Origin of the sequence: Corallococcus praedator, assembly GCF_003612125.1 — a bacterium.
GTDB classification, from domain to species: Bacteria; Myxococcota; Myxococcia; order Myxococcales; family Myxococcaceae; genus Corallococcus; species Corallococcus praedator.
The window spans coordinates 1-22,217 of record NZ_RAWI01000010.1; the positions used below are offsets into that span (position 1 = coordinate 1).

Genomic DNA, 22,217 nt, shown 5'->3' on the forward strand with positions numbered 1-22,217 from the left:
CCCCCCGCACCCTGCCGCCGGATCCCGTGCCGTACATTCCCGACGGGCACCGCGTGATCCTGTTCCTTCACGGTCACAGCTCGAGTGCGGACGAAGCGCTCCCCCTCATCCCGGAGCTCCTCAAGGCAGGCCTCGCCATTGGTACGAAGTACGCGGTCATCTCCTTCGACCTACCGAACAGTGGCTACGCGGAAACCTTCGCGCACACGAGGGCCGCCCTGTCCAACGCCACCACCTACCCTGGCGGCATCTTCGATGGCGAACTGGTCCGCACCCCGATCCTCGACTTCGAGGAGGACTTCGTGGTCGCCTTTGTCGAAGCGCTGGACCGGATCACTCCCATCAAGGATCGCTTCGCCGGAGTGATTGGCGGCAGCCTCGGAGGCAACCTGGGACTGCGGCTCGGGCGGCGCGACCTGCGTGCCCAGCCATGGATTGGCGCAGGCATCGTGTCGTGGTCTCCGGCCTCGGTGTGGGACCCGATGATCCGGGACGAGATCAAACGCAAGGGACCCGACCGCTGCCGGGACCACTGGGACCTGCCAGAAATCACAGGCTCACGCGCCGACTACTTCGCCGAGGTGTTCGACAGGTTCATCGACCCTGTGTTCATGCGAACCCAGCAGCCCGAGTTCTGGTACAGCCAATCCTGGATCCCCTGCAGGCAATTCCATATCAGGGAGGCACGACTGGCACGACGTGAGACGTATTGCGCGAATTTTCGCCAATGGCATTGGCGCCTCGCTGGCGAGCAACTGATCTACAGCCACGTCGACCGCGTGAATCACTTCGACAACACCACCCCCTGGCGGTACGAACTGAACACCGTGCGCCAGTTGCTCGCGGCGGGCCAGGACGACAACTTCCAGGGCTCCAACATCTTTGACGCGACCCGGACCCTGTCGAACCTGATGGCGAACACGCCCGGGGAGAGTCTCTTCCTGCTCCGCACCGGGCACTCGATCCACGTCGAGCGGCCCGCCTTCCTGGCGAGAGAGATCGCCAGGTTCCTCTTCAAGCCACAGCCCACCAGGAGGACCGACGTCTCCTTTCTCGTGCCGCTGCTCCTGAGCCCACGGCCGCCCAGGCGCACGGACGTTTCGTTTCTCGTGCCGCTGCTGATGAGCGGTCCAGGGTGATTGACGCAGAACAAGGAGGATATCGATGGCTTACAGCGGAAGATGTCTCATCAATTCGGCTGGCATCAACTCCAGCGATGGACGCGTCCATTTCTCGCTCAAGGCCTTGGACGGCGCATTCGACTGGACGCCGTTCCTGGCCAAGCAGGAGCACAACCATGAAGTGCTGGCCCTCGCGATCGCCGCGATGACGTCGAATTCGAATGTCGTGATTCAAACTGAACAGACAACAGCTTGGGCGGAGGTGTGGTGGTTTGATCTCGTGAAGTAGCGACCCGCGAAGCGCACTCCGTTCGTGCGAGCTTCACCCTCGTTGCCCCTCTCGCGGAGGACTCCCGGTGCGCGCGTCACGCGCCACCACGGAGGGCGTCACCCCGAGGACCCGCCGCATGCAACGCGCCATGTGGCTCTGGTGCGAGAAACCCGCTTCGAGCGCCACCTCACCGGCGGACCTTCCGCCCCGCTGCAGCAGCGTCCTCGCGCGCTCCACCCGTCGCTGCACGACGTACCCGTGCACCGGCAGCCCCGTGGAGCGCTTGAACAGGGTCTTCAGGTGCGACGCGCTGACTCCGGCGACGCCGGCCAGCCGTGCCAGGGAAAGATTCTGGTCGAGGTGCTCCTCGATGTACTCCGTCACGCGCCGCAGCTGCGGCTTCGACAGGCCGCGCTCGCGTCCGAAGGGCGCCGGGTAGCGGCCCAGCAGGTGGACCGAGAGCGCCAGGCCCAGGCACTCGGTGTAGAGCAGCCCGCCGGGATGGCCGGCCCTGCGGTCCGCGTCGAGCGCCCAGGCGATGTGCTCAATCTGCGGGTCCCTGAACTGATGGCGCGGCTCCAGGCCCGCGCGGTCGGGGTCCCGTCCCATGTCCTCCGCCGCGCGCCGCAGGAGGGCCGGGGAGAGCCGCACGAGCACGGAGGCGCTCGCGTCCTGGTTCTCCCAGACATCCGACATCCCGGCCGGGAAGAGGTCGATGTCGCCCTGCGTGTAGACGAAGCGGTGGACGCGGCAGGCCCCGCGAAGGGGCGTCCCCGCATGAATCTTGAGACGGTGGTCGGGAACGGAATCAAGCTCCATGACCCCGGCCTCGGCCGTGTGGAAGTCCACGTGCAGCCCGAGCCGGGGGCGTACCGCGTCGATGGACTCCCGCGTGCCCGTCGTCTGCATCTGCCTGTCCATGCCTCGCGCTCCTTGCACCGGTGCCGCGCTGTGCGTTGCTGACATAGCGCCGGGAGGCCGCGTCCGCCGCCGTCCGAACGTGCTCCACGCGCGTCCGAACGTGTGCGACCGCCGCGGGCCTTCTCCCTATTCATTGCCGCGTCACCAAGGAGAAGTCCATGGGCAGGTACGCAGGCAAGAAGGCAGTCGTGACGGGCGGGACGCAGGGAATGGGACTGGCGACCGTCAAGGCGCTCCTCGACGCAGGTGCCGAGGTGCTCTTCACGGGCCGGAACGAGAAGAGCCTCGAAGTGGCGCGGCGGGAACTCGGGCCCCGGGCACACGCGGTGCGGTCGGACACGTCAAGCCTTGCCGACATCGACGCGCTGGCGAGGGCCGTGGAGGAGAAGCTCGGCCGGGTGGACTTCGTGTTCATCAACGCCGGCTTCGCGCGCCTCGGCATGTTCGAGCACGTCACCGAGCAGGTGTATGACCAGACGTTCGACATCAACACCAAGGGCGCGTACTTCACGGCGCAGCGCCTGGCCCCGCTCGTCAACGAGGGTGGCGCGTTCGTCTTCACCACCTCCGTCGCCAACGTGACGGGGGTTCCCGGCATGAGCGTCTACTCGGGCTCCAAGGCGGCGCTCCGCTCCTTCGCGCAAGGGCTCGCCGCGGAGCTGCTGCCCAGACGCATCCGGGTGAACGCGGTGAGTCCCGGCTTCATCAAGACGCCGACCATGGGTGTCGATGGCGCGTCCGCGGAGGAGCTGGCAGCCTTCGAGAAGGAGGGGAACGACACCACCCCCATGGGACGCATCGGCTCGCCCGAGGAGGTCGCCCGGGCAGTGTTGTTCCTCGCCTTCGAGGCCACCTTCACCACGGGGGCCGAGCTGCCCGTGGATGGGGGACTCACGCAGGTCGCCACGCCGCACCGCTAGCACTTCCCACGAAGAGGAGCACCGACATGAAGCCAGCAATCGCAGTCCTCGGGGTCGGGCGCATGGGTTCCGCGCTCGTGAGTGCCTTCCTGAAGCAGGGGTACACGGTCGACATCTGGAACCGCACGCGGGCGAAGTGCGAGCCCCTGGCCGCCCAGGGCGCCCGCATCGCGGCGACGGTGCGGGACGCCGTGGCCACCGCGGACCTCGTCGTGGTGAACGTGAGCGACTACGGAGCGAGCGACGCGTTGCTCCGGCCGGACGAAGTGACACAAGCGCTGCGCGGAAAGCTGCTCGTGCAGTTGACGTCCGGCTCACCGGGCCAGGCACGGGAGCAGGCCACCTGGGCGCAGCAACACGGCATCCCCTACCTGGATGGCGCCATCATGGGGACACCGGACTTCATCGGGCAGCCTGGGGGAACCCTCCTCTACTCGGGTCCGAGCGAGCTGTTCGAGCAGGCCCGACCCATCCTCCTCGCGCTCGGTGGCAATACGCAGCACGTGGGCAGCGACGTGGGGCATGCCGCCGCGCTCGACAGCGCGCTGCTCGTGTCCATGTGGGGACAGTTGTTCGGCGTGCTCCAGGGCGTAGCCGTCTGCGAGGCGGAGCGCATCCCGCTCGACACCTTCCTGGGCTACGTCAAGGCCTTCGCCCCGGTGGTGGACGGAGGCGTCACGGACCTCGTCACGCGGGTCCAGCAGCGCCGCTTCGCCGCCGACACGGCGACGCTGGCCACCATCGAAGTCCACGCCGGGGCGCTGAGACACCTGCTGGAGCTGTGCAAGGAGCGCGGGCTCCACCGTGCGGTGCCCGAAGCCTTTGATCAGCTCTTCCAGGCAGCCCTCCGGACAGGGCATGGCCAGGATGACTTCGCCGCGCTGACACGGTTCATGCGCTGAGCAGGGCGCGGCGCGGGCGGGAGCCAGGTCCTGCCCCCCCCACTGCGGCGGGAGCTGTACGTGCCGTGAGCCGCGGCGAGAGGACGGTAGGGTGACGCGCGTCACGGCTGCGCTACGGCGCGTCGATACGATGGCCGAAGAAGTACCGGACTCCGCCTTGAAACCCGGCGGATTCATCGCTTTCGAGGAATGCCTCGAGGGACACCGCGACGGTATGCGGCTTCAGCTTCTTGTCCTGATACCAGGGACTGCGGCCTCTTCCCGTCGAGGCCTCGAATGCCAGCTTCCACTGGAGATTGAAATACGGCGACTCGACGTTGCGCGGGATGTGCTCTGCCAGACGCCAAACCCCGTAGTGCTCGCCTTGAAAGATGAGCGTCTTCTTGCCAGACGGCAGGTTCGATTCCCTCCGCCTCCACAGTTGGCCCACGGGCGCCCATCCGTACTCGCGAATCATGGAGGTATTGCACTGACCGTGGCCTCTCCGATGCCCAGCAAGTGGGCAAGCTGCTCGTACGAGAGGCGCTCCTCGTGGAAAGCGCGCACGATGGCCCGCCGCAACTTCTCCGGCGTGGGAAGTCCTTCGCTCATGCCCCGAGGAGATCAAACCTCGGCGATCGCGTCAAACGGGCTCTGGGTTAGCTCATTCGCCCGATCACTCCCTCAGAATGCAAAGGGCCGAGTCCCCGAAGGAACCCGGCCCGCGCAGGGGGTCAACGATACGTTCGCCTACCTTACTTGCGGATGCAGCCAGTTTTATTGGTGATTGCCGTGGGACAGGCGACCGGCTTGAAGCTCACGGTAGGATTATCCGCGTTCTTGAACCAATCGAATCGCCAATAACAGCCCGGCCGCAATTGAGACGGCAGCATGGAGCATTGATCTCGGCTGCTGATGCCGCCGTACTGGCCACCCCAACCACTGGAGGGAGCATTCCACTGAGGCGTACAGGCATTGAACATGCCAACACCCCCGCCAGGGATTAGCAGGTCGAAATGGGTGTCACCCGAAGGCCCTCCCGTATTAACAACCTGAACCACCATCTTCTTGCCATTCGCGGACCCGCTGGTGAATGTCAATTCGTAACAGGCGCAGCTCAAAGTGGCTTCTGACCCGCCGGGCACATACGCTGCGGCAACCCCATACGCCAGACTATCATTCACAGCCCATGGCTGATTATTGTTACACATGAAGGCAGTACCACCATTCGCACCGCTTTGCGCATTCGGACTGAGCACGGTGACGCCATCGCTTGCGCAAGCTTTAACCGGACCGGTAACTGAGGCTTTCCCAGTCCACGAAGCGCTTCCTTTGGCACAATCCCAGTATCGGGTCGTCTTGCCCGTTTGTTGAGCCTCAGCCTCGTTGCCGATGCCGAGCATGAGCGCGAACGCAGCCACTACAGTCAGCGCTTGTCGAAGGGAGCCACTGTGACGAGTATTGGTCATCGTCGCAGCGTGGCCCCAACAGCGCGCGAGTGTCAATGAGCGACGCTGCCTCACACTTCACACCTCGTGCGTACCCGGCAATGCGCTGTTCGGCACGACCACCTCGCACCAGTTGAACCTACGGTAGGCGGGCGCTGGTATGCTGCCAGACCTCAACCGCCAGCCTGGATTACGAGAACGACCCGCGGCGCGATCTCGTACTTGCCCTCGCGCTCTGGCCCAGTGCGAAGTGAAGCATCGCCGCGTCGGTGTCCTCTTCAATGCTCGCAGGGCGCACCCCATTTTAAATCTCTCCTTTAAAGCCCATTCAATTTCAGTCCCTGGTGCCCTGCGGGCTCGGGGCGTATTTCTGTCGATCGCCCGGCCAGAAGCACTGGAGCGCTCGACAAGGAACACGGGCCGCAGCAAACCCCTCTTTCTTTGAGGCAATAACACCATGACTGGAAGATGCTTCTCCCTCCCGTCCCACCAGCGATTTGGGCTCGTCGCAGCGCTCTGTGCCTCTGTCCTCCTGGGTTGTTCAGACCCGTCCTCTACCGCGAGCGATGCCGGCGTCGAAATGGATGCCGGGGATCGGACCGATGCCGGAGATCAAAACCCAACGGGTGACGCCGGTGTGGCCGACGGCGGCGGGAGTTCCGATGCCGGCGCTTCTCTCAAGAACAGTTGCCTGGGGCCCGCAAGCGCCAACGTGGCCAATGCGAGGTTACCAGCGGGGTACTGTGCATGGACCTGGGCGACCATTTCTGATCCGCGAGGGTTGATCGTCGCTCCGAACGGAGACGTCCTGGTGGTCGAGCGCAGCGCGGGTCGAGTCACCGCGCTCTACGACTCGAACGGTGACGGCGTTTCGGATTCGTCCGAACGGGCGACGCTGGTCGAAGTCAGCGGGCTCAACCATGGCATCACACTGCACGACGGATTTCTCTATGCCTCTTCCGCGACGCGCGTCCTGCGTTGGCCGTTCGCAACCGGAATGAGGGCAGCGCTGAGCGGCCAGCAAGAAGTGGTGACCGGCATCCCCGCGGGCGGCCATGTCACCCGGACCATCATCTTCGACGCCGAAGGCCGCCTCTACGTGAGCGTCGGTTCAGCCGCGAACGTGGACAGCAACTCGACGCGCGCTCGCATTCGTCGCTTCACCGCGGCCCAGGTTCAGGCGGGCAATGTGGCCTTCACGGACGGCGAGGTGTTTGCCGATGGCCTTCGGAACGAAGCGGGCCTGCGTTTCGACAGCCAGGGCCGGCTGTGGGGTGTGGAAAACGGGCGAGACAACCTCAACCGTGCTGACCTCGGGGGCGACATTCACACCGACAATCCCGCTGAAGAGCTGAACCTCTTCGCTGAAGCCGGGCGGTTCTATGGCTACCCCTATTGCTTCAGTGAGTTCCTGCTTCCGGCTGGCGTGGGAATGGGCCCGAAGACACAGTGGGCAGATCCGGGCTTCATGAATGATGGCACCCACTCCGATGCGTGGTGCCGCGACGTCAACCATGTGGTGCCTCCAATGTTGGCGATGCCCGCTCACGTTGCGCCGCTCGACATCATCTTCTACGACGGCGCGTCCTTCCCGCCCGAGGTGGTCAACGACGCCTTCGTCAGCTTCCATGGCTCCTGGAATCGACAGCCCGCCCAGGGCTACGAGGTGGCGCGGGTGGTGTTCGAGAACGGGTTGCCGGTTCGCTACGAGCCGTTCTTCGAGTTCGACGGAACCAGCGACACCGCAGCCGGCTGGCCGCATCGGCCGGTGGGGTTGGGGGTGGGCCCCAATGGCGAGTTGTTCGTGAGCAGCGACGCGTCAGGCCAGATCATCGCAATCGGCTACCAGCGATAACCAGACGCCCCACGCTCAACTCGTGCGCACGTACAGCATCGCGTGGCTCACGACGCGTCTTACGCAACGGCCGCCCTGCCCACCGGGCGCGGGGCGGCCGTTCGACGTCTCAGTGCCCCAACACGTGGACCTGCACGGGCGAGTGCTGGTCCGTGGACGGTCCGGCCCCCAGGGCACCCCAGCCATTGTCACCCCAGGCCCACACGGTGCCGTCCTGCTTCAAGGCAAACGTGGACTGCTGCCCCGCGGTGAGTGCCGAAACCCCCGTCAGGCCTGGCACCCGTCCTGGCACGCCGCGGTGGGTGGTCGTCCCATCCCCGAACTGGCCACGGTGGTTCCAACCCCAGGCCCACACGGTGCCGTCCTGCTTCAGGGCCAGCGAGTGGTATCGGCCCCCGGCAAGGGCGACGACACCTGTCAGGCCCGGCACCTGCACTGGCGAGGAGCTGCTGGTGGTCGTCCCATTCCCGAGTTGTCCGTAGTCGTTGTAGCCCCAGGCCCACACCGTGCCATCCTGCTTCAAGGCCAGCGTGTGGTAGGCGGCAGGGACAATGGCCGCGACATCCGTCAAGCCCTGGACCTGGACTGGCGTGAGGCGCTCAGCGGTCGTCCCGTCCCCGAGTTGACCTCTGGAGTTGAGCCCCCAGCCCCACACGGTCCCGTCCTGCTTCACGGCCATCATGTGGTGCCAGCCAGCTCGGAGCGTCACGACGCCCGTCAACCCCTGCACCTGGACCGGAACCGCGCGCGCGGCCTTCGAGCCGTCTCCAAGGGAGCCGTCGATATTCCAGCCCCAGGCCCACACGGTGCCGTCCTGCTTCAAGGCCAGCGAGTGATAGCCACCTGACGCGATCGCCACGACGTCCGTCAGACCTGGCACCAGCCCCGCGGTGGGACGAGGGACCGTGGTCCCGTCCCCCAGCTCGTAGGCGCCGTTGTCACCCCAGGCCCAAACGGAGCCGTCCTGCTTCAGGGCGAGCATGTGGGTGTCGCCTGGTGCAATGGCAGTCACCCCCGTCAGGCCCTGCACCTGCACTGGCGTGTCGCGGTTGACGGTCGTCCCATCCCCAAGGTTGCCAAAATTGTTTCGGCCCCAGGTCCACACGGTGCCGTCCTGCTTCAACGCCATGGTGGAGTAGAAGGAGCCCGCGATTCGAATCACGCGCCCCGACGGTGCCGTGCAGACCGTGCCCCCTTGCAGACCGAAGGAAGCGCTGGAGGAGAGCCCCAGCGCGTTGGTGACGGACACCGTCACCGCGGGCGTCGTGCCCTCGGGGATGCAGGAAGGCGCCGTCCAGAGGACCTCGCTCGTCACACTGCCGCTGGAGGCCGCGCCCAGCGCCCCCACGTTGGTGGTCCAGGCGAAGGTGAGCGCGCTGTCCTGCGGGTCCTTCGCCTTCACCCTGAAGACGACGGTTCCCCCCTCCGCCGGAACACTGACGACGGACTGGAACGTCTCCACCACCTCCGGCGGGAAGCGCGCCTGCGTCGAGGGCCCAACGCAGACGCCCAGCGTCCCTGTTGTCTGCCCTCCCCTTCCGTCCGCCACCGTCACCCTCAGCGAACACCGGGCGCACGCGCTTCCCATGGGCGGCTGCGCTGTCGGCGTGAAGCTTGCGTTCGGCGAGGTCTCATCCGTCCACGTGCCCTGGCAATCCGACGTCCACTGGTAGCCCAGGCCGTCCCCATCCGCATCACCCGCCAGGGCCGTCACGGACGTGGCCTGCCCCACCGCCACGGATGAGGGCATCGCCGTCACCCCTGTCACCCTGGGCCACGTATTCACCGTCACGTTGACGGCCGCGCTCCCCGTGCCACTCGTCACCGTGATGCTCAGACTGACGGCGTCCGAGGCCCCCTTCGAGTCCGTCACCGTCAACGTCAACACCACCGCGCCGGGCACGGAAGGCGCCACCCACGTCGTGGTGAGGCTGCCAGGCGAACTGAAGCTGCCCGCGCTCGCTGTCCATGCATACGTGAGGTCGTCCTCCGCGTCGGAGTCCTCCGCGCTCGCCTGGAGCGCCACCACCCCCTCCGGTCCGACCGTCGAAGGACTGGCCACCAGCGAGGTGATGACGGGCGCCGTGTTTTCAAAGGGCGCGGGGGCATTCACTTCCTGGAGCACCAGCGCGACCGCCGTCGTCTCACCGGTGAAGATGCGGACACCCGTCGCCTCTCCCTCGTAGCGCCTCGCACCTTGCGCGTCGAAAGCCTCTCCATGGAAGGTGCGCCCCTCTCCCTCAGGAAGCTTTCCCAGCACTCCGCCCCACTGGGCGCCCGTCTTCACCAGCGCGTCGGTGCGAGCGGTCATCCCCTCTCCGCTCACCGTCAACTCCACCCGCACCACATCACTGGCACTCAGCCCCTGAGGCAGCGTCACCACCACCTGCGCGCTTCCGGACGCATCCTCGGAGACGCACCCGGCCAGCGCGACCATCAGGCCCACAGCCAGACAGAACAGCCTGCTTCTTCGCTCTTGAGACATCGTGTTTCTCCGCACGCGGTATTCGATGGACTCCTTCCCAGGCGTCGCCGCGGAGACGTATCCGGAGGATCACCAGAAAAGGGAGTCGGCGACCTTACCGACCGTGCACCCATCACGCCGCTGGGTCAGGGGGACGCCACACCGGTCCGCGATGACTTCAGCTCACCCACGTCGGCGAAAACTCCCGAAAGAGAAACGGGCCATGAACCCGAACACCGGAGGCGAGTTCTTCAGCCGGAGGGCCCGCTTCTCCACCAGATGCCAGGAGAGCGCCGCGAGCAGCACCACCACGGGCAGCGACAGCGTCGCGTTCACCCACCACGCCACGGAGCCACCCATCAGCCAGGTCACGGTCTGCTGCACGGGGAACGCATAGACATACACGCCGTAGGAGAAGTCTCCGTGGCGCGCGAAGCTTGAGAGGCGGCTCGGCAGGAAGGCCAGGTACAGCACCAGGTACGTGCCACAGCTCCCCACGGCGTACTTCAGGCCGCCCCAGCGCGCGGTCGCCACCAGCACTCCCACGCAGCCCAGCGCCAGCCAGGGGCTCATCCGCAGCCGCTCCCGGAACAGGTACAGCAACAGGCCACCGCCGAAGTAGAGATACAGCTCCGGCCAGAGGTTCAGCCGGGGGCCCACGCGCGGCACGAAGGGCACCAGCGCCGCCACCGCCCAGGCCACCAGGGCCACCTGGCGCCGCAGCAGCCCCACCACGCCCAGCCCCGCGACCAGCAGGTAGAACCCCACTTCGTACAGCAGCGTCCACAGCGAGCCATTCACCGCGTCCGGGTAGGCGTTGCCGTGGAAGACGCCGGGCAGGTTCCACTGCGGCTGGTACAGGGCGAGGTTGCGCAGGAGATAGAGATACGTCTCCGGCGACTGGAAGTAGCCCGCCAGGGGCAGCTCCGTCAGCGCGGGCCCGAGCAGGAACACGGTCGCCAACAACACGCACGCCAGCCCTGGGAAGATTCGCAGCGCCCGCGCCCACAGGTAACGGGCCATGCTCGGCGAGCGCTCGTAGCTCTGGGTGATGAGCACGCCGCTGATGAGCAGGAACACCGCCACGCACAGCCGGCCCAGCGTCATCTGCCCGTGGGTCAGCGCCTCGAACGGCTCCGGCGTTCCCGCGCCCTGTCCCAGGGGGAACGCGTGCGAGAAGATGACGCCCACCGCGGCCACGAACCGGATGAAGTCCAGGTTGTTGCGCCTGCCGTCCAGGCACTGTCGCAGGGTGGGTGAAGTGGAGGGCATGGGCACCGCCCTCCAGTCTCGCCCGAGCCCCCCGCCGCTCAAAGCCCGGCCTGTCGTTCTCCCGAGGGCGCACGGCACCCGGGCGGGCCCGGCACCCTCGCCAAGAGAGCGAGCTGGCATCCAGACCGCCGAGCCCGCGCTTCAGCTCGGGTTCCCGCATCCCGCGCGCGACGCGGACAGGCGCTCGCTGGATTCAGGGACCCTGGAGTGCGTTTTCGGCGCCCGCCAGTCCAGGCACCTCCACCGGCGAACGTCGGTGCACGGTCGTCCCGTCACCCAGTTGGCCGTAATCGTTGTAGCCCCAGGTCCACACCGTGCCGTCCGCATTCACGGCGAGCGAGTGATTGTAGCCAGCGGCCACGGTCGTGACGCCCGTGAGGTCCGGCACCAGCGCGGCCCTGCTGCGCTCGTTGTCGGTGCCATCCCCGAGCTGGCCGTAGCCGTTGTAGCCCCAGGCCCGCACCGTGCCGTCCTGCTTCAGGGCCAGCGTGTGAAAGCCCCCCGCGGCCAGGGCCGTGACGTCCGTGAGGTCCAACACCTGCACGGGCGCATGGCGCTCCAGGGTCGTCCCATCTCCGAGCTGTCCATAGACGTTGTAGCCCCAGGCCCACACCGTGCCGTCCTGTCTCACGGCGAACGAGTGGAAGATGCCAGCGAAGACGCCCGTGACGCCCGTCAGGCCCTGCACCTCCACCGGTGAACGTCGGTGCACCGTCGTCCCGTCACCCAACTGGCCAAACGTGTTGTCGCCCCAGATCCACACCGTGCCGTCTTCCTTCAACGCCAGCACGTGGTTGCGCCCCGTGGCGATGGAAGTGATTCCCGTGAGGTCCGGCACCTGAAGGGCCTGGGCGCGCTCCGTGTCCGTCCCATCCCCGAGCTGCCCGTAGCCGTTGTAGCCCCAGGTCCACACCGTGCCGTCCGCCTTCAAGGCCACCGAGTGGTAGCCCCCCGCCGCGAGGGCGGTGACCTCCGTGAGGCCGTCCACCTGCACCGGCGCGTTGCGCGCGAAGGTCGTCCTGTCACCGAGCTGGCCATAGACGTTGTAGCCCCAGGTCCACACGGTGCCATCCGCCTTCAACGCCACCGAGTGGTAGGCGCCCCCGCTCACCTGCGTGACACCCGTCAGCTCCGCCACCTGCATCGGCGAGCTCCGGGTCGCGTTCGTCCCGTCGCCCACCTGGCCGAAGGTGTTCTCGCCCCAGGCCCACACGGTGTCGTCCTCCAGCACGGCCACGGAGTGGTACCAGCCGGCGGCGATCCGGCCCCCTTGCGTGAGGCGGTTGCTGGCGGTCCTCAACGCCAGTGGCTGCGTCCGTGCCTCCTGGGTGGCACCGGAGGCGGACGGCTCGCCCCCACAGCCCACCATCACGGCGCTGACCACGAAGAGCATCCACCCCCACCACTGCCGTGCTTCTGACTTCATACGAGCCTCTTTCGATTTCGGAACGGGCGCGGCTCCTCTTCCAGCTCCCGGGTGCAGGGCACCGCCAGGGAAGCGTCGAAAGGAGCGCGGCGCGAAGCTACCTGCACAGGGTTGCGTTGGAATCTGGGTCGTCTTCGCCCCTGGCGCGACCCGCCCGACCGCGAAAGTCCAGGGCTCGCGCACACGATGTTGGCGGCCGTATCGCGCGGGTGTTTCCCAAACACAGAATGCCCGCAGCGGCTTGCTGGCATGACACCCACATGCCCTACGCGACGATCGTGGCCTCCATCACGGTGAGGGCCACCCCACCGACGCGGGCGCGCTCGATGCGGCCCGGCCTGCCAGTGACTTCGATGTCGATGCGGCCCGGCTTGCCCAGGGTGTCTCCCTGTTCGATGCGGCTGCTCACGGTGCCGCCCTGCTCCGGCAGGCGCAGGACGCCGTGCTCCGCGAGGTAGGCCGCCAGCGGGCCCGCGGCGGAGCCCGTCACGGGATCCTCCAGGATGCCGAAGCCCGGGACGAAGTAGCGCGCCTGCGCCACGCTGCCCTCCTCCTTCGCGTCCCGCGTGAAGAGATACACGCCCCGCACGCCGTGCGGCATCAGCAGGGCGTTCATCGCCGCGCCCCTGGGGGCCAGCGCTTCCAGGTCCTCCCTGCGCCTCAGGGGCACCACCAACCGGTGGCCCTGGCGGATCACCGGCAGCCCCGTGTCCACCTGCGCCACCGTGCCGCCCAGCAGGGGCATCAGCGCCTCCAACGACACGGGGCTGGGCTGCGCCGCGGGCTGGGGGGTGACGATCCAGACCTGCGTCCCGCGCGGGCCCCGGGGCTCCAGTTCGATGTCGAACATGCCGGCGGGGCACTCCAGGCGGTAGGTGCCCGGGCTTCGCAGCAGCCCCTTCTCCGCGAGCAGGTGGAAGGTGGCGACGGTGGCGTGACCACAGAAGGGAATCTCATCCACGGGCGTGAAGTAGCGCAGGCGCACCGTGGGGTCCTCCGGCCGGGACAGGACGAAGGCCGTCTCCGAGGCCCCCACCACGGCGGCGATCCGCTGCATCGTGGGGACATCGAGCGAGGACGCGTCGAGCATCACCCCTGCCCGGTTTCCCTGCCCCGGGGTCTGGGTGAAGGCATCGATGATCTGCACCTGCATGGGGCACTCCGAGCGAAGAAAGGGGCGCTGAAAGGCGGAGGCATGCTCCGCCCTTCGGTCGCCGTCAAGCGCGGGGCCCTTCAGTGGATGGGCTTCTTCGGAGCGCCCTTGGCGCCACCCTTCACTTCGATGCGCCGGCCCAGGGCCCTGGCTTGCGGCAGCTTCATGGAGACCTCCAGGACGCCATCCTCGAACCGGGCCTGGATGGATTCCGTGTCGATGCCTTCCGGGAGCGGTACGACGCGCTGGAATGAGCCGAAGTCGCGCTCCATGCGCCAGATGCCTTCCTGCTCCTCCTCCTGCTCGAAGTTCCGTTCACCTTCGAGGATGAGCAGGTCCTCGCGCACCTCGACCTGGATGTCCTCCTGCTTCATCCCGGGCAGGTCGGCCCTCACCAGGAGGTTTCCGTCCCGCTCCACCACGTCCACCTGCGGCGACCAGGAGCCGAACTCCACGTCGCCTCCGCTCCGGAGGCCGAGGCCGCGTCCCATCCCGAAGTCCATGAAGAGCTGATCCATGTCCTCCATCATCCGGCGGAAGAACCCGAATGGACTCTGGGAAATGCCTCCCCTCTGGACGGCGGGGACCTGCGCTTCACGGCGCGAGATTCCCGAGCCCCTGGAGGAAGCGCGGGTGGGAGCGGTTTCGCGTGGGACGTCGGCCTGCCTGGGTTGCTCCGTTCCCTGGGTCCCAGCCCGTGGGGTGCTCGAGCCCCCGGAGCCCCCGGCCTTCACGTTTTCGGTTGCCATGACAGCCTCCTCGGAGAGCGGCCCGGCCGGCCTCTGGCCCGTCGGGCAGTCCCCTCCAATCGAAGTGGGATGAGATCATCCCAGTTGAAAGCTGGCGGTCCGCGCGGGCGCCATCAAGAGGCTGCCGCCCGCACAACGGCTCCGGTGGAAGCATGGCCGGGCCTGCCCATGGCCCGTCACCGTCCTTTCTCCCATAACAGGGTTGAACGAGCGGCTCCGAGCAGGCACAGCAGGCAGGCATGAATCACGCGAAGAAGGTCGGGTGAGGGGTGCTGGCGGGGCTGCTCCTGGCGGGCAGCGCGTCCGCGCAGATCGTCAACGTGCAGGCGCTCTTCGACGAGAAGGCGGAGCTGGGACCGGCGGCCGCGATCGAACTGGGTGGCGACTGGCGCACGGGCAGCACGCAGCTGTTCTCCGTGCGCGGCTCGCTGGTGGGGCAGCTCCGCTCCGAGCGCAACGTCTGGCTGGGCGTCATCCGGGGCGAGTAGTCCTTCGCCAGCGGCGAGCGCATCGTCAGCCAGGTCCTGGAGCACGTGCGCTTCCGGAGGCGTTTCACGGAGCGCGTGTCCGGCGAGGCGTTCGTCCAGCACGAATACAACGAGTTCCGCCGGCTCCAGTTGCGAGCCCTCCTGGGTGCCGGGCCACGCTTCGTGCTGTTCAACGAGGAGGCCACCGGGCTCACCTTCGGCACGGTGGGCATCGGCTTCAACCTCACCTACGACAGCGCGCCCCCCGCGACGGTGCCGGCCATGGACACCCAGCTTCGCACCACCGTGGGCGTGAAGTTCTAGGAGTAGACTGCCCGCCATGGCGTCCCATCCCGTCCCCACACCCATCGTCCTCCTTGGTGGAGGAAAGCTCGCGGAAGCCATCATCAAGGGGCTGCTGCGCTCCGGACAGGTGAGCCCGTCCGACCTCCGCGTCACCGTGCGCCGGCCCGAACGGGGCGAGGAGCTGCGCTCCCGGCACGGCGTGCACGTCCTCACCGACAACGCCCAGGCGGTGCGCGGCGCGGCGGTGGTGATGCTCGCGGTGCGACAGGCGCAGATGGCGGAGGTGATGGCGCTCATCGCCCCCGCGCTGGAGCCGGGCCAGGTGGTGGTGTCGCTGTCCTCGGACGTGCGCCTCGCGCAGTTGGAAGCGGCGCTGCCGTCCACGGTCGCCGTCATCCGGGCCATGCCGCACACCCCGGTGGGCGTGGGCGCGGGGCTGACACCGCTCACGCAGGGCACGCGGGTCACGGAGGCCGCGCGGCAGGCGACCGACACCCTGTTCGCGGCGACGGGCCAGCCGTTGTGGGTGACGGAGGAGCAGCTCACGGTCTGCACCGGCGTGTCCGGCACGGGCCCCGCGTATGTGTTCCGCTTCGTGGAGGCGCTGGCCCAGGCCGCGATGGCCCACGGGATGGAGGCCACGGAGGCGGCGGCACTCGCGAGGGGCACGCTGATTGGCGCGGCGAAGCTCCTGGCCGAACCCGGCGCCACCACCACGGGCCTCATCGCCGAGGTGGCGACCCCGGGCGGCATCACCGTGGCGGGGCTGGAAGCGCTGGAGACCCACGGGCTCTCACGCGTCGTGGGCGAGGCCGTGTCCATTGGCATCCAGCGCGCGAAGGAACGCGCGGAGCTCTCCGCTCACAGCGCGCCGAAGTGACGGCGCAGGCCCCGCTGGCCCGAGGGCGTGACGACGAGTCCGCGCGAGTCGGGTTGACGTTCCACCCAGCCCAGCGAGAACACCCGTGAGGCGAGCGCCGCCCCCAGCGCCCCGGCCAGGTGGTCGCGCCGCTCGCTCCAGTCCAGACAGCGGTGGGCGAACTGGCGGCGCTGTTCTCTCAAGGGGGCCAGCTCGATGCCGAAGGCCTCGAACCAATCCTCGCCGCTCGGGGTCAGCGCGAAGGCGCGGCGCCGCAGGGAGAGGTGCCCACCGCGCAGGAGCGCATCGGTGATGCCCATCCCGAGCCTTCCCGCCAGGTGGTCGTAGCAGTAGCGAGCGGCCCGGAGCGGCTCCGGCGTGGCCGAGGCCCGGGGTCCTCGGACGGCCACCGTCATCAGCGCCTCCACCATCCGCGCCACGGTGGGCGTGGCGAGCCGGAACACCTTGTTGCGCCCCTGGCGGGTCGAGCGGATCAACCGGGCCTGCTCCAGGCGCTTGAGGTGCACGGTGGCCGTCGCGGGGCTGACGCCGGTGCCGAAGGCCAGCTCCTTGGCGACGAGCGACCGCCCCTCCATGAGCAGCTCCAGCATCCGGATCCGCGTGGCATCCCCCACGGCGCCCGCCAGCGCGGCGAGGTCCGGCCCTGCATCCATCGTTCGTTCCATGACGAACCGTTTCCTAGCACAGGGAGGGTCCAGGAGGAGGACAGTGCCCGAAGCGAGGACTGATGACACCGCCCACCGACCCGTATCAGGCCGTCACCCACCCCGACCCCTACCCGTACTACGCCGCCCTGTGTGAACAGGGTGGCCTGCAGCGCATCCCGGGCTTCGAGCCGTGGATCGCGGCGGATGCCGCCACGGTGCAGGCCGTGCTCACGAGCGAGCATTGCCGGGTGCGGCCCCCGTCGGAGCCCGTTCCCCTGCATCTGGTGGACTCCGCCGCTGGCGTGCTCTTCGGGCGGCTGGTGCGGATGAACGACGCCGCGCCCTACCCGCTCGTGAAGCAGGCGCTGGCCGACGTGCTCCCCATGGTGATGCAAGCGGTGGCAACGGAGGGCCACCGCCAGGCCGCCCGGCTCTTCTCGGAGTCCCGGCTGTCGCGCCTGCCGGAGCTGGCGCTCCAGTTCCCCGTGCTCGTGCTCGGCTCCCTGCTGGGATTTCCAGAGGACACGCTGGAGGAGCGCGCGCGGGACGTGGAGGCCTATGTCCGTTCGGTCGCCCATCCTGCGGCGAGCCACGCGGGAGCAGAGGCGGCCGCGCGGCTCACTGAACATGTGGCCGTCAGCCTTCAAGCAAGGCCTCGCACCCCTGATGTGTTGAGCGCCTTCGCCGCGCGGATGCAACAGGTGGGAGCGCCCATCGCAGCGCTCGTGCCCAACGCGGTGGGATTGCTCACCCAGGCGTATGAAGCCACCGCGGGCCTCGTGGGGGCTTCACTGCTTGCCTTCGCGCGGATGCCCGAGCTGCGCGAGCAGCTTGCCCGGGGTGAGTGCTCGCTCGAGGACGTCGTCCGCGAAGCAGCCCGCCACGAGTCGCCGGTCCAGAACACCCGGCGCTTCCTCCCTGCGCGCGCGACGCTCGCGGGGCAGGAGTTGGAAGCGGGAGCGACGGTGGTCGTCGTGCTCGCCGCCGCGAACCGCGATCCCCGCGTGAATCCCCAGCCCGACGCCTTCCTCCCCCGCCGCGAGGCCCGCCGGACCTTCACGTTCGGACTGGGCGCCCATGCCTGCCCGGGACAGGCGCTCGCGGTGACGATGGCCTCCGCGGCCGTGGAGCGGGTGCTCGCGAGCGGCCTGGATCTCACCCCTCTGTCGCAATCCGTCACCTGGCGTGCGTCCACCAACGCTCGCATCCTGGGAGGTCTGTCTTGATCGCCGTCATCTTCGAAGTCTGGGCCCACGAGGACCACCGCCAGCGGTATCTCGACCTCGCCGCGGCCCTGCGGCCCCTGCTGTCGGGCATCGATGGCTTCATCTCCATCGAGCGTTTCCAGAGTCTCAGCGAACCGGGCAAGTTGCTGTCGCTGTCCTACTGGCGTGACGAGGCCGCGGTGGCCGAGTGGCGACGCCTGGAAGCCCACCGTGAGGCCCAGAGTGAAGGAAGAGAGTCCGTGTTCCGCGACTACCGGCTGCGAGTGGCCCACGTCGTCAGGGATTACAGCCTGAAGGACCGGGCAGCCGTGCCCGCCGACAGTCGCACCGTGCACGGCTGAGCTGGAGGGGCGACGACAGGTCTCCAAGAGGCCTTCCGTTCGGACAGCCCCGTGGGTGGCATCTCCCCCCGTCGCATGCGGGCAATGACTCCCCCACCTTCTTTCCGGGGGTGCACGATGAGGGATGGGTTCAGGAATGCAGGGCTCATGGGGCTGGCGGCCCTGCTGCTCGGGTCTCCAGCGTTGGGACAGACAGCGGACCCGCCCGAAGAAGGGTCCGAAGGGTCGCCGCAGTTCTCCTGCTTCGAGGAGCTCCGCTCGGGAGGAGGCGCCGCGAGTGAAACCCTCGCGGCCCAGCTCTGTCAGGGGGCTCGTTCCGAAGCCCCGGCCCGGTGTTTCCGCCGCGTCCAGGAGGGAGGCTTCCTGTCGGATCCGCAGGCGCTCCAGCTCTGCCAGTACGCCACGCAGTCGGATGATCCCGCGTCATGCTTCCTCAAGGCACGGACGTCTTCATTCCTGGATGAGTCGCAGCTCGTCCAGCTCTGCCGTCCGCCCATCGCGGAGATGCTGAAGCTGTGCCCCTACGGGCCTTGACCCGGCGCCGCCCGTGGCACCTCTGCCATGAATTGAATTGGATGAGCCGCCACCTTCCAACGGGTATAGAATCCGCACCGCTCAGGCTCATGCACAAGGCGGCCCCATGCTTGTTCTTTCCCTGATGACCTCCGCACACCTTCTTGGCGCGACGCCAGCGGCCCGGCTCGACATCCGGTGGGACACCTCCGAAGCAGACGCGGCCCTCGCCATCCTGGAGAAAGGCGAGGCGGCCAGCCCCTCCGACTGGAAGAAGCTCTTTCGCAGCAAGTGCTTCGTGCGGCTCGAAGCGCGAGAGGTCGCGCTGGGCAAGACACTGGGAACGCCTCGGACAGTCGACCTGGAGGCGTTCCGCCGTCACCTCACGAATCCGGAAGTGCGAAGCCAGAGAGCGACCTTCCTCCGCTCCCTTCAGGAATGGAAGAAGACGGACCTGGAATCACTCTCGCGCAAGGTGCAGCGCTTCCTTCCCACCGGGAGTCCGCAGTCGTTCACCCTCTGCCCGATGATCAAGCCACAGGACAACTCCTTCGTCTTCGACCTGGGCGGCAAGGAGCCTTCGATCTTCCTGTATCTCGATCCGAACCTCACCCAGCCGCAGTTCGAGGTCATGGTCGCCCACGAATCGCATCACGTGGGGCTTGGAGGGCACAAGCGTCCCGACCTCCTCGCGAAGGTCGAAACGCAGTCCCAGCAGGTCCAGGACGCCTGCCAATGGATGGGCGCCTTTGGAGAAGGCTTCGCCATGCTCGCGGCCGCGGGGGGACCCGACGCGCATCCCCATGCGGTGAGCAAGGTCGAGGACCGGGAGCGCTGGGACCGGGACATCGCGAACTTCCCCCAACACTTCGCGGAGCTGGACGCCTTCTTCGTGAGCATCCTCGAAGGCCGACTCAAGGGAGATGCCTTGCGCCAGCAAGCCGCCCGCTTCTACGGTCCTGAACAAGGCCCCTGGTACACGGTCGGCTACCAGATGGCGGTCCTCGTCGAGCGGCATCTGGGGCACGCCCGGCTCCTTCAATGCATGGAGGATCCACGCCTCCTGCCCGGCGCGTATGAAGAAGCCACGGCGAAGGCTGGCGGTACCCGGCCGCACTGGAACGCGAAGCTCCTCGAGCGACTGGCGTTCTGATCACCGGAGCTGGGCGGCCACCAGCGCGTTGTAGTGGCTGCCCTGGGAGAGCAACTCGCGGTGGGTCCCCATTTCGACAATGCGGCCCTTGTCGAGCGTGATGATGAGATCCGCGCCCACCACCGTGCTGAGTCGATGGGCGATGACGATCCGGGTGCAGTTCAGCGCGGCAAGCGAGGCCTGGACGCGCTGCTCGGTGATGGCATCCAAGGCGCTCGTGGCCTCATCCAGCAGCAGGATGGACGGCTTGCGGACCAGTGCACGCGCCAGGGCCAGCCGCTGCCGCTGACCGCCGGACAGCGAGGCGCCCCGGTCCACCAACGGCGTGTCATAGCCCATGGGCATCGCCATGATTTCATCGTGGATCTGCGCCAGCTTCGCCGCCTCGATGATGTCGTCCAACGGCAGCTCGGGATCGGCCAGGGCAATGTTGGCGCGCAGGGAGCCGCCGAAAATGTACGCGTTCTGCATCACGATTCCGACCTGACGCCGGACCGAGCGCAGGTCGACCTCGCGCAGGTCCCGTCCATCGAAGCGAATCAGCCCCTCCGACGGCGAGTAGAGGCCCAGAAGCAGACTCGCGAGCGTGGACTTGCCCGCGCCCGTTCGTCCGACAATGGCCACCAGCTGCCCGGGCTTGACCACCAGATCGAGGTCCTGGAGCACCAACGGCCCGTTGGACGCATACCGGAAGGACACCTTCTCGAAAGAGATGCCTCCCTGAAGCACTCCCACCGGAGAGCAGGAGTCCGCTGCCTGCTCCGGCTCCGCCTGCATGACGTCGTTGATCCGCTCCAGGTAGCCGTTGAGCACCTGGACCTGGGCTGACGTGGACAACAGGTTCGACAGGGGGATGAAGAAGCCCGCGGACAGCGCGCTGAGCGCCATCAGCGTGCCAAGGCTGAACTGTCCCCCCAACACCTGCGCGGCCCCAAAACAGAGCACCACGAGCGGCGAGCCCAGGCGCAAGGTGGCCTGGAGGGATTCCGTCAACGCGTTCAGGTGCCCCCGCTTGAGCGCCACGTTGAGGACATCCACCAGCATCCCCGACCAGCGCTCCGCGGCCCGGTATTCCACCCCCATCGCCTTGAGCGTCTCGATGCCCGCCAGCATCTCGATCTGGAACGTGCGCGAGCGCGCCTCCGCCTCCAGGTTCTGCGCCATCAGCTCGTACTGCTGCCGCCGCGTCGCCACGAAGATCATGACCTGGACCAGCGTCAGGCCCAGGACCAACAGGAAGATGGGGATGCTGATGAACGCGAGGATGACCAGACACAGCAGGCTCATCACCCCATCCAGCACCGAGGACAGAAGCCCCGTGGTGAGCAACTCCCGCACCGCGGAGTTGCTGGACAGGCGGTTCATCAGGTCGCCCGAGGAGCGCCGCTGGAAGAAGGCATAGGGCAGGTCGAGCAGATGCTCCAGGAAGCTCAGGGTCATCTGCGCATCCAGCTCCACCCGCATGGCCACCAGGAAGAACGAGCGCGTGAGGGAGGAGAGCAGGTAGAAGAGCATCACCGACGCCATGGCCGCGCTGAGGATCCACAGCAACTGGACATCCCCGCGCGGAACCACCTTGTCGACCAGGACTCCCGTCAGCGCGGGCAGTCCAAGGGCAAAGAGCTGCACAAGCAACGAGGCGACCAGGATTCGCGCCAACAGCCCGGACTGCACCAGCAGCTTGTAAGCGTACCGTCGCAACGGCCGCTCGTCGGAGCGGGCCTTCTCGAAGGACTCTCCCGGCTCGAGCAACAGGGCGATGCCGGTAAAGGAACGGCTGAACTGGGCAAGGGCGATCCTGCGCCGCCCCACCCCTGGATCGACCACGTCGACCCATTCTCCGTCGAGCCGCTCGAAGAGGATGAAGTGCTGGAACTCCCAGTGGAGGATGGACCCGGGAGGCAGGTACTGCAGATCTCCCAGCTCCAATCGGGCGGCGCGCCCCCGCATCCGGAAGTGGCTGGCCGCGGCGAGGATCCCGGCGAGGCTCGCGCCATCGCGGGACAGCCCCATCACATCCCGGACCTCGTCCAAGCGGACTTCTCGGCCATGGTAGTTCAGCAGCATGGCCAGACAGGCCGCGCCGCACTCGGTGGCGCTGAGTTGCTGGATGTAGGGCAGCCGCTTGCGAGGGGCCTTGGGAATCAGCCGCCGCAGGGACGGAAACCGCTCGAGCAGGGACCTTGAAGTATCGGGCATGACG

The 22,217-nt window shown here is 67.6% G+C and carries 23 protein-coding genes; 12 read left to right on the forward strand and 11 right to left on the reverse strand.

Annotation, left to right across the window (positions count from 1 at the left end; translation table 11 throughout):
* The coding region (locus D7Y13_RS02345; RefSeq protein ID WP_120630630.1) for an alpha/beta fold hydrolase at window positions 1-1,139 on the forward strand (1,139 nt) is incomplete at its 5' end.
* 25 nt (window positions 1,140-1,164) lie between these two features.
* Window positions 1,165-1,410, forward strand: coding sequence for a hypothetical protein (locus D7Y13_RS02350; protein ID WP_120536663.1), 246 nt, complete (start codon window positions 1,165-1,167; stop codon window positions 1,408-1,410).
* A gap of 33 nt (window positions 1,411-1,443) precedes the next feature.
* On the opposite strand, the gene D7Y13_RS02355 is transcribed toward D7Y13_RS02350, so the two are convergent.
* Complete coding sequence (locus D7Y13_RS02355) at window positions 1,444-2,313, reverse strand: helix-turn-helix domain-containing protein (protein ID WP_233595306.1); 870 nt, start codon at window positions 2,311-2,313, stop codon at window positions 1,444-1,446.
* A gap of 158 nt (window positions 2,314-2,471) precedes the next feature.
* Between D7Y13_RS02355 and D7Y13_RS02360 the strand changes: the two genes are divergently transcribed.
* Both D7Y13_RS02360 and D7Y13_RS02365 read left to right on the forward strand, forming a co-directional pair.
* Complete coding sequence (locus D7Y13_RS02360) at window positions 2,472-3,233, forward strand: SDR family oxidoreductase (RefSeq protein WP_120582426.1); 762 nt, start codon at window positions 2,472-2,474, stop codon at window positions 3,231-3,233.
* Window positions 3,234-3,259: 26 nt separating this feature from the next.
* On the forward strand, window positions 3,260-4,135 hold the full coding sequence (locus tag D7Y13_RS02365) for an NAD(P)-dependent oxidoreductase (RefSeq protein WP_120582425.1): 876 nt from the start codon (window positions 3,260-3,262) through the stop codon (window positions 4,133-4,135).
* A gap of 112 nt (window positions 4,136-4,247) precedes the next feature.
* On the opposite strand, the gene D7Y13_RS02370 is transcribed toward D7Y13_RS02365, so the two are convergent.
* The 3 genes from D7Y13_RS02370 to D7Y13_RS02375 form a co-directional block, all read right to left on the reverse strand.
* Window positions 4,248-4,592, reverse strand: a complete 345-nt coding sequence (locus tag D7Y13_RS02370; protein ID WP_120582424.1) for a hypothetical protein — start codon at window positions 4,590-4,592, stop codon at window positions 4,248-4,250.
* A complete protein-coding gene (locus tag D7Y13_RS45620) occupies window positions 4,589-4,726 on the reverse strand; it encodes an antitoxin Xre-like helix-turn-helix domain-containing protein (RefSeq protein ID WP_158620277.1) in 138 nt (45 codons plus the stop codon). The genes D7Y13_RS02370 and D7Y13_RS45620 overlap by 4 nt, the downstream gene beginning before the upstream one ends.
* A gap of 143 nt (window positions 4,727-4,869) precedes the next feature.
* On the reverse strand, window positions 4,870-5,517 hold the full coding sequence (locus D7Y13_RS02375) for a hypothetical protein (protein ID WP_158620276.1): 648 nt from the start codon (window positions 5,515-5,517) through the stop codon (window positions 4,870-4,872).
* A gap of 625 nt (window positions 5,518-6,142) precedes the next feature.
* Here D7Y13_RS02375 and D7Y13_RS02380 point away from each other — a divergent pair.
* Window positions 6,143-7,417: a PQQ-dependent sugar dehydrogenase gene (locus tag D7Y13_RS02380; protein ID WP_158620275.1), complete on the forward strand. Its 1,275-nt coding sequence runs from the start codon at window positions 6,143-6,145 to the stop codon at window positions 7,415-7,417.
* 109 nt (window positions 7,418-7,526) lie between these two features.
* Here D7Y13_RS02380 and D7Y13_RS02385 read toward each other — a convergent pair whose 3' ends face one another.
* From D7Y13_RS02385 to D7Y13_RS02405, 5 genes are all read right to left on the reverse strand, one after another.
* A complete protein-coding gene (locus tag D7Y13_RS02385; RefSeq protein WP_147444182.1) occupies window positions 7,527-9,902 on the reverse strand; it encodes an RCC1 domain-containing protein in 2,376 nt (791 codons plus the stop codon).
* A 162-nt stretch (window positions 9,903-10,064) separates the two neighbouring features.
* The gene (locus D7Y13_RS02390) at window positions 10,065-11,153 is read right to left on the reverse strand and encodes an acyltransferase family protein (RefSeq protein ID WP_120582420.1); all 1,089 of its coding nucleotides are present in this window, start codon (window positions 11,151-11,153) and stop codon (window positions 10,065-10,067) included.
* A gap of 193 nt (window positions 11,154-11,346) precedes the next feature.
* Complete coding sequence (locus D7Y13_RS02395) at window positions 11,347-12,579, reverse strand: RCC1 domain-containing protein (RefSeq protein WP_120532930.1); 1,233 nt, start codon at window positions 12,577-12,579, stop codon at window positions 11,347-11,349.
* 265 nt (window positions 12,580-12,844) lie between these two features.
* Window positions 12,845-13,732 carry a PhzF family phenazine biosynthesis protein gene (locus tag D7Y13_RS02400; protein ID WP_120532929.1) on the reverse strand — a complete coding sequence of 296 codons (888 nt, stop codon included), beginning with the start codon at window positions 13,730-13,732 and terminating at the stop codon, window positions 12,845-12,847.
* Between the two features lie 80 nt (window positions 13,733-13,812).
* Entirely contained in the window at window positions 13,813-14,250 is a 438-nt protein-coding gene (locus D7Y13_RS02405) for an Hsp20/alpha crystallin family protein (protein WP_158620274.1), read from the reverse strand.
* 500 nt (window positions 14,251-14,750) lie between these two features.
* Between D7Y13_RS02405 and D7Y13_RS47675 the strand changes: the two genes are divergently transcribed.
* The 3 genes from D7Y13_RS47675 to proC are packed head-to-tail and all read left to right on the forward strand — an operon-like array spanning window position 14,751 to window position 16,134.
* On the forward strand, window positions 14,751-14,969 hold the full coding sequence (locus D7Y13_RS47675; protein WP_233595304.1) for a hypothetical protein: 219 nt from the start codon (window positions 14,751-14,753) through the stop codon (window positions 14,967-14,969).
* A 45-nt stretch (window positions 14,970-15,014) separates the two neighbouring features.
* Window positions 15,015-15,272: a DUF481 domain-containing protein gene (locus D7Y13_RS47680; RefSeq protein WP_233595303.1), complete on the forward strand. Its 258-nt coding sequence runs from the start codon at window positions 15,015-15,017 to the stop codon at window positions 15,270-15,272.
* A gap of 16 nt (window positions 15,273-15,288) precedes the next feature.
* Window positions 15,289-16,134 carry a pyrroline-5-carboxylate reductase gene (proC, locus tag D7Y13_RS02415; protein ID WP_120582418.1) on the forward strand — a complete coding sequence of 282 codons (846 nt, stop codon included), beginning with the start codon at window positions 15,289-15,291 and terminating at the stop codon, window positions 16,132-16,134.
* Here proC and D7Y13_RS02420 read toward each other — a convergent pair.
* Entirely contained in the window at window positions 16,116-16,799 is a 684-nt protein-coding gene (locus tag D7Y13_RS02420; protein ID WP_167508719.1) for an ArsR/SmtB family transcription factor, read from the reverse strand. The two genes, proC and D7Y13_RS02420, sit on opposite strands and share 19 nt — an antisense overlap.
* A gap of 62 nt (window positions 16,800-16,861) precedes the next feature.
* On the opposite strand from D7Y13_RS02420, the gene D7Y13_RS02425 reads away from it, so the two are divergent.
* From D7Y13_RS02425 to D7Y13_RS02440, 4 genes are all read left to right on the forward strand, one after another.
* Window positions 16,862-18,007 (forward strand): cytochrome P450, encoded by a 1,146-nt coding sequence (locus D7Y13_RS02425; RefSeq protein ID WP_120582417.1) that lies wholly within the window; start codon window positions 16,862-16,864, stop codon window positions 18,005-18,007.
* Window positions 18,004-18,348: an antibiotic biosynthesis monooxygenase family protein gene (locus D7Y13_RS02430; protein WP_120582416.1), complete on the forward strand. Its 345-nt coding sequence runs from the start codon at window positions 18,004-18,006 to the stop codon at window positions 18,346-18,348. Before D7Y13_RS02425 ends, D7Y13_RS02430 begins: the two co-directional genes overlap by 4 nt.
* 147 nt (window positions 18,349-18,495) lie before the next feature.
* Window positions 18,496-18,882 (forward strand): hypothetical protein, encoded by a 387-nt coding sequence (locus tag D7Y13_RS02435; protein WP_120532924.1) that lies wholly within the window; start codon window positions 18,496-18,498, stop codon window positions 18,880-18,882.
* A 106-nt stretch (window positions 18,883-18,988) separates the two neighbouring features.
* Window positions 18,989-20,014: a DUF5700 domain-containing putative Zn-dependent protease gene (locus tag D7Y13_RS02440; RefSeq protein ID WP_147452419.1), complete on the forward strand. Its 1,026-nt coding sequence runs from the start codon at window positions 18,989-18,991 to the stop codon at window positions 20,012-20,014.
* Here D7Y13_RS02440 and D7Y13_RS02445 read toward each other — a convergent pair whose 3' ends face one another.
* On the reverse strand, window positions 20,015-22,213 hold the full coding sequence (locus tag D7Y13_RS02445) for a peptidase domain-containing ABC transporter (RefSeq protein WP_120582414.1): 2,199 nt from the start codon (window positions 22,211-22,213) through the stop codon (window positions 20,015-20,017).
* Window positions 22,214-22,217: the final 4 nt, after the last annotated feature.